The 17333-nt window shown below is 64.6% G+C and carries 12 protein-coding genes; 4 read left to right on the forward strand and 8 right to left on the reverse strand.

The annotated features are described in order from the left end of the window. Positions 1-35: 35 nt before the first annotated feature. The 7 genes from IFT44_RS02730 to IFT44_RS02760 form a co-directional block, all read right to left on the reverse strand. Positions 36-3656, reverse strand: coding sequence for a transporter substrate-binding domain-containing protein (locus IFT44_RS02730; protein WP_192175374.1), 3621 nt, complete (start codon positions 3654-3656; stop codon positions 36-38). After that, a complete protein-coding gene (locus tag IFT44_RS02735) occupies positions 3656-4282 on the reverse strand; it encodes a response regulator transcription factor (RefSeq protein WP_185793275.1) in 627 nt (208 codons plus the stop codon). Before IFT44_RS02735 ends, IFT44_RS02730 begins: the two co-directional genes overlap by 1 nt. 366 nt (positions 4283-4648) lie before the next feature. Beyond that, positions 4649-5275 (reverse strand): response regulator transcription factor, encoded by a 627-nt coding sequence (locus tag IFT44_RS02740; protein WP_192175375.1) that lies wholly within the window; start codon positions 5273-5275, stop codon positions 4649-4651. 126 nt (positions 5276-5401) lie between these two features. Then, positions 5402-6133 carry a molecular chaperone gene (locus IFT44_RS02745; RefSeq protein WP_122477911.1) on the reverse strand — a complete coding sequence of 244 codons (732 nt, stop codon included), beginning with the start codon at positions 6131-6133 and terminating at the stop codon, positions 5402-5404. A gap of 17 nt (positions 6134-6150) precedes the next feature. Continuing rightward, positions 6151-7131 carry a hypothetical protein gene (locus tag IFT44_RS02750; protein ID WP_192101939.1) on the reverse strand — a complete coding sequence of 327 codons (981 nt, stop codon included), beginning with the start codon at positions 7129-7131 and terminating at the stop codon, positions 6151-6153. Between the two features lie 197 nt (positions 7132-7328). Next, positions 7329-9851 (reverse strand): TcfC E-set like domain-containing protein, encoded by a 2523-nt coding sequence (locus IFT44_RS02755; RefSeq protein WP_192175376.1) that lies wholly within the window; start codon positions 9849-9851, stop codon positions 7329-7331. A gap of 82 nt (positions 9852-9933) precedes the next feature. Then, complete coding sequence (locus IFT44_RS02760; RefSeq protein ID WP_122477908.1) at positions 9934-10434, reverse strand: CS1 type fimbrial major subunit; 501 nt, start codon at positions 10432-10434, stop codon at positions 9934-9936. Between the two features lie 230 nt (positions 10435-10664). Between IFT44_RS02760 and IFT44_RS02765 the strand changes: the two genes are divergently transcribed. Together IFT44_RS02765 and uvrA are read left to right on the forward strand one after the other, a co-directional pair. Further along, on the forward strand, positions 10665-11702 hold the full coding sequence (locus IFT44_RS02765; protein ID WP_185793271.1) for a DNA topoisomerase IB: 1038 nt from the start codon (positions 10665-10667) through the stop codon (positions 11700-11702). Positions 11703-11783: 81 nt separating this feature from the next. Next, complete coding sequence (uvrA, locus tag IFT44_RS02770; protein WP_192175377.1) at positions 11784-14288, forward strand: excinuclease ABC subunit UvrA; 2505 nt, start codon at positions 11784-11786, stop codon at positions 14286-14288. A gap of 60 nt (positions 14289-14348) precedes the next feature. Here the strand turns inward: uvrA and IFT44_RS02775 are convergent, their stop codons facing one another. Next, positions 14349-14492: a hypothetical protein gene (locus IFT44_RS02775; RefSeq protein WP_163007541.1), complete on the reverse strand. Its 144-nt coding sequence runs from the start codon at positions 14490-14492 to the stop codon at positions 14349-14351. A gap of 153 nt (positions 14493-14645) precedes the next feature. Between IFT44_RS02775 and IFT44_RS02780 the strand changes: the two genes are divergently transcribed. Both IFT44_RS02780 and IFT44_RS02785 read left to right on the forward strand, forming a co-directional pair. Beyond that, the gene (locus tag IFT44_RS02780; RefSeq protein ID WP_192175378.1) at positions 14646-15446 is read left to right on the forward strand and encodes a glucose 1-dehydrogenase; all 801 of its coding nucleotides are present in this window, start codon (positions 14646-14648) and stop codon (positions 15444-15446) included. Then, positions 15439-17256 (forward strand): glycoside hydrolase family 15 protein, encoded by a 1818-nt coding sequence (locus tag IFT44_RS02785; RefSeq protein ID WP_192175379.1) that lies wholly within the window; start codon positions 15439-15441, stop codon positions 17254-17256. The genes IFT44_RS02780 and IFT44_RS02785 overlap by 8 nt, the downstream gene beginning before the upstream one ends. Positions 17257-17333: the final 77 nt, after the last annotated feature.

The raw sequence follows: 17333 nt of genomic DNA on the forward strand, positions 1-17333 counted from the left end.
ATGCAGGCAATTTCCCAATACGCATCGGAAAATTCCTACGGTTTGCCGGATGTGCCGTGCCGTGCCAGGTAGTCATTGAGGCCAACCATGGCCGCTGCCAGATCGTCGACGCCACGCCGCATCCGCTCAACCGAAGAGCTTGCCGTGCAGGCCTGTTCCAGGGCTTCGCAGGCCGCCAGCAGGCGTCGCGCCCGAACGATGCGGGCCCCGCCCTTGATCCGGTGCACCAGGTCGGCGACTTCGCCGGTCTGGTAGGGCTGAGACAGCGAATGCAGGCGCTTGAGGTCCTGCAGGTTGCTCTCGGCCAGATCATCGAGCAGGCGCAGCAACAGGCTGGCATCGCCGCCGGTGAGCTGATCGAGACTGCCCAGGTCGACGTCGTCTTCCGGCGCACCGAGCATGCGACGGGCGCGGTGCGGGTCCAGGTGCAGTGCCAGGGTTTCCAGGCTCAACGGTTTGAACAAGCAGTCATCCATGCCTTGCTGCAGGCAACGGCGGCGCTCGCTGATCTGGGCATTCGCCGTACAACCGAGGAACAGGCACGGTTCCTGATGCTTGCGCCGTTCGTGCTCACGCACCGCCTTGACCAACTGATAGCCATTGATGCCGGGCATGTTGCAGTCGCTGATGACCACGTCGTAGGCGCCGCGCAACCAGGCGCGCAACCCGGCGGCACCGTGCTCGGCTACCGTTACGCGGTGGCCGAGAAAAGTCAGTTGGCGCTCCAGCAGCACCCGATTGGCGGGGTAGTCGTCGACCACCAGCACCTGCAACGCCGGCAGGTCAATGCGCGCAGGCTCGCGAGCGGCCGACGGCGGTGCGTTCGCGCCAGGCACCGCGTCGAACTGCAGCTGCACCCGCGTGCCGCAGCCAAGCACACTGTGCAATTCCAGCCTGCCACCCATCAGGTCGGCCAGGCTGCGGCAGATACTCAAGCCCAGACCGGCACCGACGCGGCTGCCGCGGCCACCGGCGGCCTGTCGATAAGGCGCGCCCAGGCGCAACAGGTCGGCCTGGGCAATGCCCTGCCCGCTGTCCTCCACACTCAGTTCGACCCGCGCGCCGTGCGCCTGCGGCCAGACCCCGACCACCACCGAGACCTGCCCCTCGCGGGTGAACTTGATGGCGTTGCTCAGCAGGTTGGCGATGATCTGCTTGAACCGCACCGGATCGACGCTGAGCCAGGTGTCGGGGGCACCGAGCACCTCCAGCTTGAGCCGCAGGTATTTCTCCCGCGCCTGGGCCTGGAACAGCCCCACGGTTTCACCGGCCAGTTGCCCCAGCTGGCACGGCGCCGGCAGCAGTTCCAGGCGACCGGCCTCGATGCGCGTGACATCGAGAATATCCCCGATCAGCGCCAGCAGACCGTTGGCCGACTGCGAGGCAACCTCCAGCGCAGGCTTGTCGAGCATGCCCTGCTCGGCTTTCTTCAGGGCCAGTTCGAGCATGCCCAGCACGGCGTTCATCGGGGTGCGGATTTCATGGCTCATGGTTGCCAGGAAAGTGGTCTTGGCCTGGTTGGCCGCTTCGGCCTGCGCCTGGGCGTCACGGTACGCCTGGCACAGGCGCTGGCGCTCGGTGATGTCGACCCACCCGGCGATCAGACCCTGGATTCGTCCGTCGCCGCCGCGGTACGGCAGCATCCAGTGGTGAATGATCAGCACCTCGCCCGACGGCAAGGTCAGCGTGCGATCCTCGACCACTGGCTCGCCGTGCTCCATGGCTTGCAGGTACGCGTCCTGGGCCAACTGGGCGTGCCGTTCTTCGAGCAGGCCATAGCCGGTCAGCGGCTTGTTCAGGATCGCCTCGCGGGTCACACCCAAGGCTTGCAGGTAACTGGTGTTGCAGTTGATCAGGCGTGCCTGGCGATCTCGGATGTAGATCGGATGGGGTGTGCCGTCGATCATTACCCGCATGAACTCCAGCTGTGTGGTCAGAGCCCGTTCGGCATCGACCCGCTGGCGGATCAGACGCTTGAGGTAGCTGACCCAGCCCAGTGCCAGCAGCAACAATAGCGAGGCGGCGGCGAACCCCTGGATGATGGCCCCGCGGTAACGTTGCCAAAGACCATCGGCGACGATCATTTCGGTGCGCCAATGGCGCGTCAGCTCGCTCATGTGTGGCGGCGGAATGTCCTGCAGGGCGCTGTCGAGGATCGACTGCAGCACCTGGGCCCGGGGCGAGACGGCGAACGCGAAATGTACCGGCGCCACCGGCAGCGCCGCGCTGACGCGCAGCCGACCACGGTACTGCCGCGCGATCATGTAGCGCGCCGCGATCAATGGCAGCACCGCCGCGTCGGCCTGACCGCGGTCGAGCATGGCCAGGGCCTCGGCGGAGCTTGCGGCGCGCAGGCGGTTGATCGAGGGGTAGTGTTCCTGCAGCCACTCATGCAGCAGGCTGCCCTCCACCAGCACCACCCGCTTGCCCGCCGATTGTTCCAGCGAAACCGGCCCGCGCCCGCCCTCGCGCGTGACCAGCACCGGGGAGCTGCTCAGGTAGCCGCGGCTGAACGCCAGGCGAGTCTGGCGCTCCGGGCTGGGAATCATCGCGGCGATCAGATCGGCCTCGCCGCGCTCGATCATTTCGCTCATGCGCGTGAGCGAGGTGCTTTCGATCACCTCGATGGCGAGCCCGGTGCGCCGCGCGATCTGGTGCAGCACGTCGGCGGCCACGCCGGCGAAGCGGCCCTGATCGTCACGGTAGCTGACCGGCACGAAGCGCGGATCCATCAGCACCCGCAGTTCGGTACGCCCGGCCAGCCATTGGCGCTGCGTGGCGGTCAGGGGCATTGCGGCCGGTTCCGCCACGCGCGGGCGCTCGACGCTCCAGCGCCGGGCGATGGCCGCCCGGGCCTCGTCGGGCACCACCGCCAGGGCCTTGTCGAGCAGGCGCAGCAGACGCGCATCGCGTGGGTTCACGGCGAAGCCGAAAGCATTGCCGCCAATGCCCTCGGCCGATTGCAGGCGCAGGCCGGGCAGCTGGCTGCCGTCGGCCTGGTGGAACACCGCCAGCGCGCCACCGACGAACAGATCGGCCTGCTGATAGGCCACCGCTGCCAGGGCGTTCGAGGGTGTCGGATGCAATTGCAGCTGGGCCTCCGGAAAGCGTTCGCGGACCTCGCTCGCCGCGACGTGATCGCGCACCAGGGCAACGCGCAGCGGCGCAGTCGCGTCGAGCGACTGGCCGGGTCGCATGGCGAGCACGGGCCGATCCTGTATGTAGGCGTCGGAAAGCAGCAGGCCGTGGCGCAATGCTTCACGGCGGCTGGTGGTGCCCAACACTTGCACCTCGCCCGCTTCGAGCGCGGCAAGCGCAAGCTCGCGGGAAGGATAGGCCTGCACCTCGACATCCAGTTCGAGCAGCCGAGCCACCAGCGCCAGGTAGTCGGCGCTGATTCCCTCATAGCTGCCGCCATTGGCGGAAAGGTCGAAAGGGCCGTAGTCCGGACGGCTCACGGCGACGCGCAAAACGCGTCGTGCGCGCAGCCACTGTCGGTCGCGGTCGGCCAGTTGCATGTGCAACCGCTCGAACCAGGCCGGCTCGGGCTGCGAGCGTCCGTGCAACGGCAGCAGCTGGGCATGGGCGAGTGCTGTGCCGGCCAGCCACACCAGCACCCAGCGAGTGCTGCGGCCGACCCACGCGATCAGGCTCATCACACCAGGAAGTTACGTTTGGCGAGCTCGGCCAGTTCCACCAGCGAGCTCATCTGCAGCTTGTCCATCAGGCGGAACTTGTAGGTGCTCACGGTCTTGTTGCTCAGCAGCATCAATTCGCCGATGGCCTTGTTGCTCAGCCCGCGAGCCAGGTGCTGGAGGATGGTCAGCTCGCGATTGGTCAGACGCGCAATGCATTCGGTTTCGCTGCCCAGCCCGTCACTGCTGCGCACCGAGCTGAAAGCCACGACCGGAAAATAGGTGAACCCGGAGCCGATGGCCGTCACCGCCTTGCGCAGCTCGTTGAGGTCATCACGCTTGGACACATAGCCCATGGCGCCCAGCTTCATGCAGCGCAGGGAGAAGTGCTCGGCGGCCTGGGAAGTGAGAATGACGATCCGGCTGCTGGTTCCCAGCTCCTTGATTCTGGCGATGACTTCCATGCCGTCAAGCCCGGGAAGGGAAATATCCAGGACGATCAGGTCGGGTTGGTGAGTCTTTGCCATCAGGACTCCGTCGACACCGTCCTGGGCCTCCGCCACCACGCTGAAGCGTTCCTGTTTGAGCAAGAGTTTGACGCTCGATCGAATGAACGGGTGATCATCGATTATCAGTGCTGTACGCATGTCTTTCTCCTGAGTGCGTGAGCGCGGGACGGCGCTTGCATGCCCGGCGCGGGCTTCCTTTGCAGCGTTCTGCATCGACTCTGTTGGTTCTGGATCAGGAGACAGCTGTCAAGCGCAGACGAGGCTATCTACCGTAGGAGTGTTCCGTAAATTCAGGCCGAAGTCGGTCGTCAAATTCTGAATTAGCGATGGGAAGGTTCCGGGATACCTGAAGGAAATTTTCCCGCACACCGTAGGATGTCCGTGCCCGTGTCGCCCTCCTTGTTCGGCGGCGGCAGTATTGCCGCGCCGGGATGACATTGAAGCCGGACATTTCCCAAGCTTTCGGCGAAATCTCCTACGGAGCCGACCGTTTCGGCACGGGGCTCAGATCAATTCATGACGCCTGGCCAGGTCCGTCATTTCCATCACCGAGTTGAGCCGCAGCTTGCGCATCATGCGCATCTTGTAGGTGCTGACGGTCTTGTGGCTGAGTAGCATGGTGTGGGCGATGTCCTGATTGCACAGGCCTTTGGCCAGGTTCACCAGCACCAGAATCTCGCGGTCGGTGAGGCTGGAGATTCGTGCCGCCTCGGTGCTGTCACTGTCCACGCGGCCCAGGGACACGTCGGTGCAGTCCGGAAAATAGGTGTATCCCGATTGCACCGCGGCGATTGCCTTGCGCAGTTGGTCGAGCGCATCGGATTTGGAGACGAAAGCGGTCGCACCGGCTTTCATGCTGCGCATCGAGTAGTAGCCGGGAGGCATGGAGGTGAGCACGATGATCTTGCCCGGCGAGGTCGATTCCCTCATGCGCCTGAGCACATCGAAGCCGTCGAGACCGGGCATCGACAGGTCGAGGATGACCAGGTCCGGCCGCTCGTCGCGATACAACCGCACCGCGTCGGTGCTGTTGCCGCTTTCGATGACCTGGTACTGCAGCTCCTGAGCCAGCAGCGTCCTGACACTGGCGCGGATAAACGGATGGTCATCCACGATCAATGCCTTGCGCATGGAACACCTCCTTGGAGTGGGTGAGTGTTGTATAGCGCATCGGCCAGTGGCACAAATCCGGACTTTTCCGCTTGCGATGTAGGTAGATGCTCCAGTGTGCGCAGGGCGTTTCCGACTGTGTGCACCCTACCCTTCACTGATCACCTTTCGCCGCGCCTGACCCTCGATCAGCTCGAAGCTGTAGGTGCGCCCCGGTTGCTTGTCGAAACGCCGTTCCAGGCCGGGCAGTACGTGATGCAGGGTGGCGGTTGCGCAGCTTTTGCCGCTGCGATCGCAGTCGTTGAAGTGGTCCATCACGATGGTGGCGTTGCCGTCATTGCGCACCTGAAGGCTGCCGGGGGTTTCACGGATATCGGTGGCGTACCGGGTGTCCTGCGGCTGTACGAAGAGCAACGCACCGTAACCGGAAAGCACCTGCACGCCGGCTCGCAGTGACTCGCGATACTGCTGCGCCTGCTGGTCGGTCATGGCGAAGTCGTCGTTGCCGGTGGGCATCACTGGCATGAAGCGCACGCGAAAGTAGCGTTCCTGCTGGCGCTCGCCGCGGTGCAGCAAGCGCACGCTTTGCATGCCGTTGGCCGGCACGATCAACCGCGCCGGGCTGGCGATCAAGGGCCGTTCGGCCACGGGCAAGCCTTCCAGGGATCGCTCCAGATCGGGCTGGCCCGGGCGATGAATGATTTCAACCACTTCGACCTTGACGAATGCGGTGGCATCGCCGCCGTTGCGCACGCGCTTGACCAAGGTACTGCGCGGGCCCTCCAGGTAGTCGTAGAAGGCGCCGATATTGAGCTCGGGGCCGGCGAGCACGGCGCTACTGGCCATCATCAGGGCCAATGCCCCCAGGGTCTTGTGCATGGGTTGGATCTCCTTGTTTACAGTTGTGCATCGAAGACGATCCGCACCCAGCCTTCATAACGAGCTCCGGCGCGCTGCATCATCTGCGCGACGTAAGGCTGCACCACCTGGTAATGCAGCATGCCCGGGCGATTGAGCAGCGGTGCCTGGGCGTCGAACTCCAGGGCGTTCACCGCCTCCACCGGCAGCGCAACTCGCCGCGCCGGTGCGCCGTTGTGCTCGGCGCCGCTGGGCAGAGACAGAGCGACCTCCACGGGCACCCGGTGGTCGTCGCCGGGGTTGCGGATCGCACACTGGCCAGCCATGGGAAATTCACACAGGGTATGCACCTTGAACGGGCCCGCCGACCACAGTCGCAGGGGGTGGTCGCGGTACAGGCGCGGTGGCGTCCGCGAGCCGCCGCTCCAGTTCAACCAGCCGCCCTGCGGTTCGAGCACGGCCAGCTCGGAACCGGGCGGGGTTTCCACGATGAAGGGGTGCTGCACGTCGAGCTGGAACTTGATGGTGAGGGTGTCGTCGTTGAGTTCGGTCACCTGGTTGCCCAGGTCGATCTGCCCGCCGTTGCCCACGGTGAAGGTGACTTCACCGGTGTAGCGGCCGTTCTTCATTCTGAATGGCGAAGGGGTTTGAAGGGTATAGAGGATGCCGAACTCGGTGACCCTACTGCTGCGCAAGTCTCCGGGACTGCCTCGGTGACTGCTCGAATAGCAACCGGCGCCGCTGGTGGTGCTGCGCAGCCGCCAGAGCGCAGCCGCCCAGGTGGTATCCGATGCCACGGCGTTGATGGCGCAACTACTGTTGTGCGGGGTGGTGTTGGGAGGGCCGTCTGGTGAGGTCCGCGTGTGGTGGCTATGGCGTGTCGTGGTGAACACCACATCATGCGTATCGCCTACCTGATTGCGCAGCTGTACCGTCACCGGCGTAGGCATGCGGATATAGAACTGGTCGCGGACGTCGGGCGCCGAATGCTCGGTGCCCTTGCGATACGTGATAGGCAAATTAGCCGATGCGCTTGAGAGACACATCCCAGGAAATCGCGAGCAGAAACGCGCAACCGGTGTGGTGGTCCTGAAGCCCTGCTGTGTAGCGTCGTAGACAGCAGAAAGCACAACGTCGGCAGCCCACGCAGGTGCAGCCAGAACCATCAGGGCCCAGGCCAGCAGGGCACGTGGCCGATGTTTTGCGACAATGCCGTTCATCCGGCCTCTCCTGTCGGTTTCGGTGTCGTCAGGGCGGCAACGCCCTCGGCGACGCATGCAAGATCACCCAGCAGCAGCACATCCTGCTCGCGCTTGCTGGTGTGGGTGTCGAGGGTCAGCAGGCAGCGCTGGACGCCGCCCTGGCGGATCTCCAGGGTCGGATTGCTCTCGCTCATTTCCAGTGCGAAGAAGCCATCGGCTTCGGTCACGCTGCGGCTGGCATGGTTGATCACCTGCGCCCCTTTCAGTGCCCTGCCCTCGTGGTCGACGACCCGACCCAGTACGGTGACGGTACGCACCACCTTCAACTGGCGGTACTGCACCGCGCCTTTGTTGAGGTGGTAGTCCAGGGTCGGCGGCTGGATGTCGGCCGCCAGGTGGTCCTGCTTGTCGAAGCCCAGCTGCACGTGACCAGCGCGATAGGCACCCACCGGCAGCACGTTGCGCCCGGGACGCAGCAGCGCAGCGCCGCCCAGGTGGTCATCGGCACGCAGCTCGAGCCCGGGGACGTCCGACTCCAGGTCGACGATCAGGCTGGCGTCGTGGGGCATGACTTCACCACTGAACGCAGCCTTGCCATCACCCAGCGCCAAGGTGCTTTCAATGTTCAGGCCCGAAGACAATTGGCCGTTGTAGGACGAACTGAGCGCAAACGCATCGCCGTACAGGGCGCTGTTCTGGAACCCCGCGTTGACCCCCAGCCCGGTGCCGTAGCGGTCGGCATTGAGGGTCCCGCCCAAGGTACGCAGCGTGCCTTGCCCCATGTCCTGCTGGTAGCTGAGCGAGGCATTGCGATCGCGTTCGCCGTCGCGCCCGGTGCGGGTGCCCAGGCTGGCAGACAAGCGCTTGCCCGGCCCACCCAGCGCCATGCTGAGCGTGAGGTTGATACCGCGGTTGCGCTGGTCGTCGGTGCTGGCGGTGCCGGGACGGTCGAACAGCGAAACTCGCCAGTTGGCGTCGGTGCCCATGAACTGGCCATAACGTGCCCAGCCCAGGTCCAGTGCATTGCCGGCTTCAATCCCGTCGGTTCGGCTGAGCCGGGCGGTGAGCGTGCTGTTGCGGGTGAGCCGATGGCTGACCGACAGCGAGGTCTGGGTGGTGAGCCGAGCGGGCTCGCGGCGGTCCACGTAGTAGCTGTCGCCGCGTTCGCGCTGGGGGTGCAGCCAGGCACGGTTGTGGTTGAGCACCACATTGCCCGAGCCATGGCTCCACACGCCCTGCAGGTCGTAGCCATTGCCGCGACGGTCGGTGCGGTACAGGTTGCCATACAGCTTGAGGCGGTCCAGGGCATCCCAGTCCAATGACGTGCCCACTTGCGTCTGCGTATCGACCTGCTGCGCCGAAAGCCCCACGATTGCCCTTGGATGCATCAGGTAGTTAGTCATCACACCGGCAGCCAGCCCGCCGTTCGGGTCTTGCTCCCAGTTACTGAACAGCGTGCTCTGCCGACCCACGTAGGCGTTGTAGCGCCAGCGCTGTTCCGGGTTGCGCCAGGCACTGGGCTTGTACACGAATTCGTTGCTGCGCGACGTCACCTGGCCGTCCTCCAGCAAGCGCACTTCCACCGCATAGATGCCACCGGGCAATACCCGTGTGTCCAGGGTCTGCAGGCCCGGCTGCACCGCCTGGGTGTTGATCAGCTGGCCATTGCGGTAGATCTCGACCGTACCGGGCCGGCTGGGCGTGACATAGATGGGCGTGGTACTGGTTGTGCCATTGTCGATGTACAGCGTGTCGCTGCTGCCGAGCATGACCCCCAAGGCGGTTTGCGCCGTGCTGCCCATCAACCGCGGCTGGCGTATCAGGCCTTGGGCGACCGGGTCGAAATACCCCAGGCGCAGGAAACGATCGCGCTCGATGCGTTCGGCATAGAGCTGGTCCACGCGATGGCGCAGGCCATGAAAATTGGTCTTGTCCATCTGCAGGTTGGCCTGAGTGCTCCAGTCGCCGACACTGCCCACCCCCTGCACGGCGTAGCGGCCAACGGTTTCATCGCCTGCCTGGCTGAGGTTGAGCTGGTTGCGCAGGATCAGACCATGCTCGGCCTGCTCGGGCAAGGCATGGTAGCGCTGGACATCGGTGGTCTGCTCGACGGCGCGCGTCAGCAACGAGAGCTGCGAGTTGACCAGGCTGTAATGCACGGCCACCAAGCCATCGGTGCACTGTGTCGTGCAGCTGCCCAGACTCACGCCCTCGCTCAACCGTTGTGCCCAGCGTTGCCGTACCACCGGGGTCTCCCGGCTTTCGCTGGTATCGGTGTACTCGAGCCACTGCAGCGTGTCGTCACGGCCGAGCACCACCAGCGCCTCGCCCAGCAGGCGGCCGTCCAGATCGACACGCACCGCCAGCGGGACATCGAAGAAATGCTCGGCGAAATCTGCCGGCAGGCCCTGGGCCTGGCCGAGGATCCCCAGGGCAGGCGGCGTGTTGGCGGCGTGCGTCGGCACGGGTCCGAGCAGCAGCCAGCCCGCGCCTAGCGCCACACCGATGGCGTTGGCCAATGAGGTAGTCTTGAACATGCAGGTCTTTTCGTGAACGCGCTTCGCGGCCCAGCACGAGTGGATGGCCAGGAAGCGCGTGGGTGGTGGGGTCTATCCCGGGTCAGGGCGCAACGACTGGACCGGGCTCGAACATCATGTTCACTTCACCCTGGTAGTTGCCTGCGTTCGGTGCGGTACCGGCCGCCAGTGCCGAGGCGATCTGGAAGTCCACCACGGCGCCGTTGCCGGCCTGGGCATCGGCCTGGGTGACCACCAGCTGCGCAGTGGTGTGGTTCAGGCTCTTGCCGCCTACCGACACGGTGAGAGGGATCTGGTCGGCACCGCTGACGATCACCGCCGGGCGCATCAGTTTGGCGCTGATACCGCCGGCGGCGGTGTTCTTGGCCTGCAGCTGCTTGCGGATCGGTGCGAAGGTCTTGGTGAACGAGTTGTAGGCCATGTCCTGTGGGTCGTTCATCCAGTTGCCGCCGATGGGCTCGACGAAGAAGGCAGCGGTGGGAACCGTTGCGGTCACCGTGACCTGCTTTTCGATTTGATCGGCAGCCCACACCGGGCTGGCCAGACAACATGCCAATGGGAACGCGGCGTAGATTTTCTTCATGGGGACTTCTCCAGCTTGGGCATAGGGACGATGGATCGAATTGGCCGCAGCGTTCACGGCTGAGCGGCGTTCAACTCGATGGGCGACATTGTCCCGAAGCCTCGCTGGCTTGGCTGTCAGACAGGTCTGACCGATGAAGTGACGAGTCTGACAATACGGGCGATCTGTCTGACTGCACGGCGAAAGATTCCTACTGTCTACAAGGCTAAGTACCTTCACTGAGCCGAGCCATGCCTGACATCGAAGACGACCTTCAGACCGTTGTACTCCCGCCAGACCTGCATTACGTGGACGACAACCAGCCAGGGTTGCGCCGCAAGACCCTGCGCGGCAAATTTGCCTACTTCGATGCCAGCGGCGAGCGCATCACCGATGCCGACGAGATCAAGCGCATCAATGCACTGGTGATTCCACCGGCCTATACCGATGTGTGGATCTGCGCCGACCCCCAAGGCCATTTGCAGGCCACCGGGCGCGATGCCCGCGGCCGCAAGCAGTACCGCTATCACCCGCGCTGGCGCGAGGTGCGCGACGAAGACAAGTATTCGCGCATGATCGAGTTCGGCAAGATGCTGCCCAAGGTGCGCCGGCAGCTGGAAGCACATCTGGCTGCGCCGGGCCTGGACCGCAACAAGGTGATGGCCGCGGTGGTCTCGCTGCTCGACAACACGCTGATCCGGGTTGGCAACAGCCAGTACGCCCGGGACAACAAGTCCTATGGACTGACCACGCTGCGCAACAAGCACGTGGAGGTCAAGGGGCATACCATCGCGTTCCAGTTTCGCGGCAAAAGTGGCGTCGAACACGCCGTGACGGTGAAGGACCGTCGGCTGGCCACCATCGTCAAGCGCTGCATGGAGCTGCCTGGGCAGAACCTGTTCCAGTACCTGGACGAGCATGGTGAACGCCATAGCGTCAGCTCCCATGACGTGAACGCCTATCTGCACCAGATCACCGGCGCGCATTTCACCGCCAAGGACTACCGCACCTGGGCCGGCAGCGCGCTGGCGCTGGCCATGCTGCGCGAGCTGCACTGGCAGCCCGAACCCGATGCCAAACAGCACATCGTCGACATGGTCAAGGCCGTGGCGAGGCAGCTGGGCAATACCCCCACGGTGTGTCGCAAGTGCTACATCCACCCCAAGGTGCTGGAGCATTTCGTCATGGGTGAGCTGGCCAAGTTGCCCAAGCCGCGTCAGCGCAAAGGGCTGCGCCTGGAAGAAGTGGCCCTGGCCACGTTCCTGGAGCGGCTGGTGGCGGCGGCCTGAGCGAGCGCTGCAACGACCACCGGAATTGTGCGCGGCCACTGCGGTCGGTTATAGCAACGCTCATACATTCCAAGGCTTTTCATGAAACCTACCGCTCCCAGCGGCTACGTCCAAGTGCGCGGCGCGCGCGAACACAACCTCAAGAACGTCGACGTCGATATACCCCGCGATGCCCTGGTGGTGTTCACCGGGGTGTCGGGCTCGGGCAAGTCGTCTCTCGCCTTCGGCACCCTGTACGCCGAAGCCCAGCGGCGCTATTTCGAATCGGTGGCGCCCTACGCCCGGCGCCTGATCGATCAGGTCGGGGTGCCCGATGTCGACAGCATCGAGGGGCTGCCGCCGGCCGTGGCTTTGCAGCAGCAGCGCGGCACGCCGAGCACACGCTCGTCGGTGGGCAGCGTCACCACCCTGGGCAGCCTGGTACGGATGCTCTATTCGCGGGCCGGCGCCTATCCGCCTGGCCAGGCCATGCTCTACGCCGAAGATTTCTCGGCCAATACGCCACAGGGGGCATGCCCGCATTGCCACGGCCTGGGCCGGGTGTACGAGGTCACCGAAAAAACCATGGTGCCCGACGACAGCTTGACCATTCGCCAGCGCGCGGTCGCGTCCTGGCCGCCAGCCTGGCAGGGCCAGAACCAGCGCGACATCCTCGTGACCCTGGGCTACGACGTCGACGTGCCGTGGCGTGACCTGCCGAAAAAGCAGCGCGACTGGATTCTCTTCACCGAGGAAACCCCGACGGTGCCGGTGTACGGCGGGATGACCCCGGCGCAGACCCGCGACGCGCTAAAGCGCAAGCTGGAGCCCAGCTACCAGGGCACCTTCACCGGCGCACGGCGCTATGTGCTGCACACCTTCACCCACTCGCAAAGCGCGCTGATGAAAAAGCGCGTCAGCCAGTTCATGATCGGTGCCGCGTGCGAGGTCTGCGCCGGCAAGCGGCTCAAGCCGGAAGCACTGAGCGTGACATTTGCCGGGCTGGACATTGGTGAGTTCTCGCGACTGCCGCTCACCCAGCTGGCGCAGAAACTCAAGCCGGTGGCAGATGGCAAGCAAGTCGGCAAGAAGCTCAGTGAAGAGAAGCGCATGGCCGCCGAGCAGCTTGCGCAGAACCTGCTGGGTCGCCTGAACACCCTGATCGACCTTGGTCTGGGCTACCTGGCGCTGGAGCGCAGTACGCCCACCTTGTCCTCGGGCGAGCTGCAGCGCTTGCGCCTGGCCACCCAGCTGGGCTCGCAGCTATTCGGCGTGGTCTATGTGCTGGACGAACCGACCGCCGGCCTGCACCCCGCCGATGGCGAATCGTTGCACGCCGCCCTGCAAGGGCTGAAAGCGGCAGGCAATTCATTGTTCGTGGTCGAACACGACCTGGACACCATGAGCCGCGCCGACTGGGTGGTGGATGTCGGGCCACTGGCGGGCGAGCAAGGCGGCAAGGTGCTCTACAGCGGACCGCCCAAAGGGCTGGCCCAGGTCGACGCGTCGCAGACCCGTGCCTACCTGTACGGCAGCGCCGTGCCGCTGCCGCGCCCGCGTCGGCCTACCGCAAGCTGGCTGAAGCTGGCCGACGTCAGCCGCAACAATCTGCACAAAGTCGCTGCCGACTTTCCCCTGCAGTGCTTCACGGCCGTTACCGGGATTTCCGGCTCGGGCAAATCGAGCCTGGTCAGCCAGGTGCTGCTGGAACTGGTGGGCGAGCATCTGGGCCAGGCTCGCGAAGACGTCGAGGACGTGCTCGAAGACGCCGTACCGCAGACCGAATCGGGGTATATCGTCGAAGGCATGCACAGCATCAAGCGCCTGGTGCAGGTCGACCAGAAGCCTATCGGTCGTACGCCGCGTTCGAACCTGGCCACCTACACCGGGCTGTTCGACGCCGTGCGCAAGCTGTTCGCGGCCACCCCCGATGCGCAGCGGCACGGTTTCGATGCCGGGCAGTTTTCTTTCAACGTGGCCAAGGGACGTTGCCCTGAGTGTGAAGGCGAAGGCTTCGTCAGCGTCGAGCTGCTGTTCATGCCCAGCGTGTTCAGCCCCTGCCCGACCTGCCATGGCGCGCGCTACAGCCCCAAGACCCTGGCGGTAAAATGGCAAGGCCGCAGCATTGCCGACGTGTTGCAGCTCACGGTCCACCAGGCGTGCGAGGTGTTCGCCGAACAGCCGGCAGTGCTGCGGCCATTGACCGTGCTGCGTGACATCGGCCTGGGTTACCTGCGCCTGGGCCAACCGGCCACCGAACTGTCCGGCGGTGAAGCACAGCGCATCAAATTGGCTACCGAGCTGCAGCGCAACCAGCGGGGCGCCACGCTTTACGTGCTCGATGAGCCGACCACGGGGCTGCACCCCAGCGACGTCGACCGGCTGATGCAGCAACTCAATCATCTGGTGGATGCCGGCAACAGCGTGATCGTGGTGGAGCACGACATGCGCGTGGTAGCGCAGGCGGACTGGGTGATCGACATCGGCCCGAAGGCCGGTGACGAAGGCGGTAAAGTCGTCGCAGCCGGGCGCCCGGAAGACGTGGCCAAGGTCAGCGCCAGTCGCACTGCAACCTATCTGCAAAGCGCACTGGCGGAACCTGTATAGCGGCTGTCCACCGAGCACACATAGCGGCAGCCCCAGCGCGCGGGGCTGCCCAGGGTTGCTTCAACCGACCGGCTTGCTCTGGCCTTCGTCGGACGGGCTGCGGGCCTTTTCGCCCTGTTGGTTGGCGCGCTTGTGTTGCTCACCCACCTTGCCGGCATTTTCCGGCTTGTGGTCGAGGTCTTCACGCTTGGATTCTTTGTCCACGGTGTCTCTCCTGGCAGGGGCTGGACGGCTCATCGAGCCGGTACTTGATTTAGGCAGCTGCCTTCGGCATTCGTGCCCAAACGTTTCTGCGCTGAACTCCCGCACCGCATCGCCAGTCAGCATTGAAACGCCATTATTGGAGGATCATCCCGGATGCAGATTTCATTGGACAAACAGGTTGCCCTGGTCACCGGCGCCAGCTCCGGCCTGGGCGCCGCTGCCGCCAAGGCACTGGCCGCCGCCGGGGCCGCTGTGGTCGTCAACTACAATTCCCACGCCGAGCCCGCCGAACGCCTGGTTGCAGAGATCCGCGAAGCGGGTGGCAAAGCCATTGCGGTGGGCGCGGACGTGTCGAAGGAAGACGACGTCGAGCGACTCTTCGCCGCCACCATCGACACCTACGGCGCACTGGATATTCTGGTCGCCAATTCGGGCCTGCAGCGTGATGCTGCCACGGTCGACATGACCCTGGCCGACTGGAACAAGGTGATCGAGGTCAACCTCACCGGCCAATTCCTCTGTGCCCGCGCTGCCCTGCGACAGTTCCAGAAACAGGGCCCGCGCTCCTGGCTGTCGCGGGCGGCCGGCAAGATCATCCACATGAGCTCGGTGCACCAGTTGATTCCCTGGGCCGGCCATGTCAACTACGCCGCCTCCAAGGGCGGCATCGATCTGCTGATGCGCAGCATCGCCCAGGAAGTCGGCGAGCAGCGCATTCGCGTCAACTCGATCGCCCCTGGCGCGATTCGCACCGCCATCAACGAAGAAAACACCCAAGGCGACGCCGAGAAGAAGCTGCTCGGACTGATTCCCTACGGCCGTGTCGGCGAGGTCGACGACGTCGCCAACGCGGTCGTCTGGCTGGCATCCGATCTGAGTGACTACGTGCACGGCACCACGCTGTTCATCGACGGTGGCATGAGCTTGTATCCGGGGTTCCGAAACAATGGCTGAAGACGTCTGCAGCACCCTGCAAAGCCCGATCGAGGCCCACGGCATCATCGGCGACATGCGCAGCGCCGCGCTGGTCGCGGACAACGGCAGTATCGACTTCTGCTGCTGGCCGGAATTCGACAGCCCTTCCATTTTCACGGCCCTGCTGGACTGCGATCGCGCAGGTGTGTTCGAACTCGCCCCGGACCTGCCCGGCGCGCGTCGCCAGCAGATCTACCTGCCCGACAGCAACGTGTTGCAAACCCGCTGGATCGACCAGGACGCAGTGGTCGAGGTCACCGACCTGATGCCGGTCGCCGCAGAGGCCGACGCCCTGCCCCGGCTGATACGTCGGGTAGAAGTGCGCAACGGCACTGCCACCATCCGCTTGCGCTGCCGGGTTCGGCACGACTACAGCCGCGCCGATACCCAGGCCCACGCCAGCGGCGAGGACGTCTGCTTCAGCGCCGAAGGCCAGCCCACCTTGCGGCTGTCGGCAACCCAGGCTTTGCGCATCGAGGCGCACAGCGCCATCGCCGTGTTCGAACTCAAGGAAGGCGAATGCGCCGAATTCATCCTCGGCGGCGCCGAAGACTCGATGGTGCGTGCCGGTGAAGGCCAGGCATGCCTGGACGAAACCCTGGCGTTCTGGCGCAACTGGATCGGCCATTCGAACTACAAGGGTCGCTGGCGCGAGATGGTCGATCGCTCCGCACTGGCCTTGAAACTGCTGACATCACGTCGACACGGCGGGATCATCGCCGCCGCGACGTTCGGTCTTCCCGAAGCGCCCGGTGGCGTGCGCAACTGGGACTATCGGTATACCTGGATCCGCGATGCATCGTTCACCGTGTACGCCTTCATGCGCCTGGGTTTCACCACCGAGGCCAACGACTACATGCGCTGGGTGCGCGACCGTGTCGGCGAATGCTGCGACGAGCCTGCCCGGTTGGGCGTGGTGTACGGCCTGGACGGACGAGAAGAGCTGCCCGAATCCGAGCTCGATCACTTGGGCGGGCACGGCGGTGCCAGGCCCGTGCTGGTCGGCAACGGTGCACATGACCAGGTTCAGCTGGACATCTACGGCGAACTGCTGGATGCGGTGTACCTGGCCAACAAGTATGGCGAGGCGATTTCTCACCAGGGCTGGAAGCACGTCACCCACATCGTCGACAAGGTGTGCAGCAGCTGGCATCAAAAGGACGTCGGTATCTGGGAGATGCGCAACCCGCCCGAGCATTACCTGCATTCACGCCTGATGTGCTGGGTTGCCCTCGATCGCGCCCTGCGTCTGGCCGAGAAACGTTCGCTGCCAGCGCCATTCGAGCGCTGGGACAAGGAGCGCCAGGCGATCCACGACGACATCTGGAGCAATTTCTGGAACGCCGATGCTGGGCATTTCGTACAGAAGCTGGGCAGCGTCGAGCTCGACGGCTCCATGCTGTTGATGCCACTGGTGCGTTTCGTGGGTGCCAGCGACCCGCAATGGCTGAGCACACTGGAGGCAATCGAGCGCACCCTGGTGCGTGACGGCATGGTCTACCGCTACCGCCAGGATGATGGCCTGCCGGGCGACGAAGGTGCGTTTACCGCCTGCTCGTTCTGGTATGTGGAGTGCCTGGCACGGGCTGGCCAGGTGGAAAAGGCGCATCTGGAGTTCGAGCAGTTGTTGCGCTATGCCAACCCGCTGGGGCTGTTCGCCGAGGAGTTCGATCGGCATGGCCATCACCTGGGCAATACCCCCCAAGGGTTGAGCCATCTGGCTCTGATCAGCGCCGCCAGCTTTCTTGACAGGAAGCTGAGTGGCCAGCGTACCCAGTGGCAACCCTAGGGTTTCGTTTCAGCGATGGTGGCAAGAGTGCCACTATCGCCCCGATAAACCAAACGTAATGCCAATCTGCTAGGCGC

It is taken from the genome of Pseudomonas sp. CFBP 13710 (genome assembly GCF_014842235.1).
GTDB classification, from domain to species: domain Bacteria; phylum Pseudomonadota; class Gammaproteobacteria; order Pseudomonadales; family Pseudomonadaceae; genus Aquipseudomonas; species Aquipseudomonas baltica.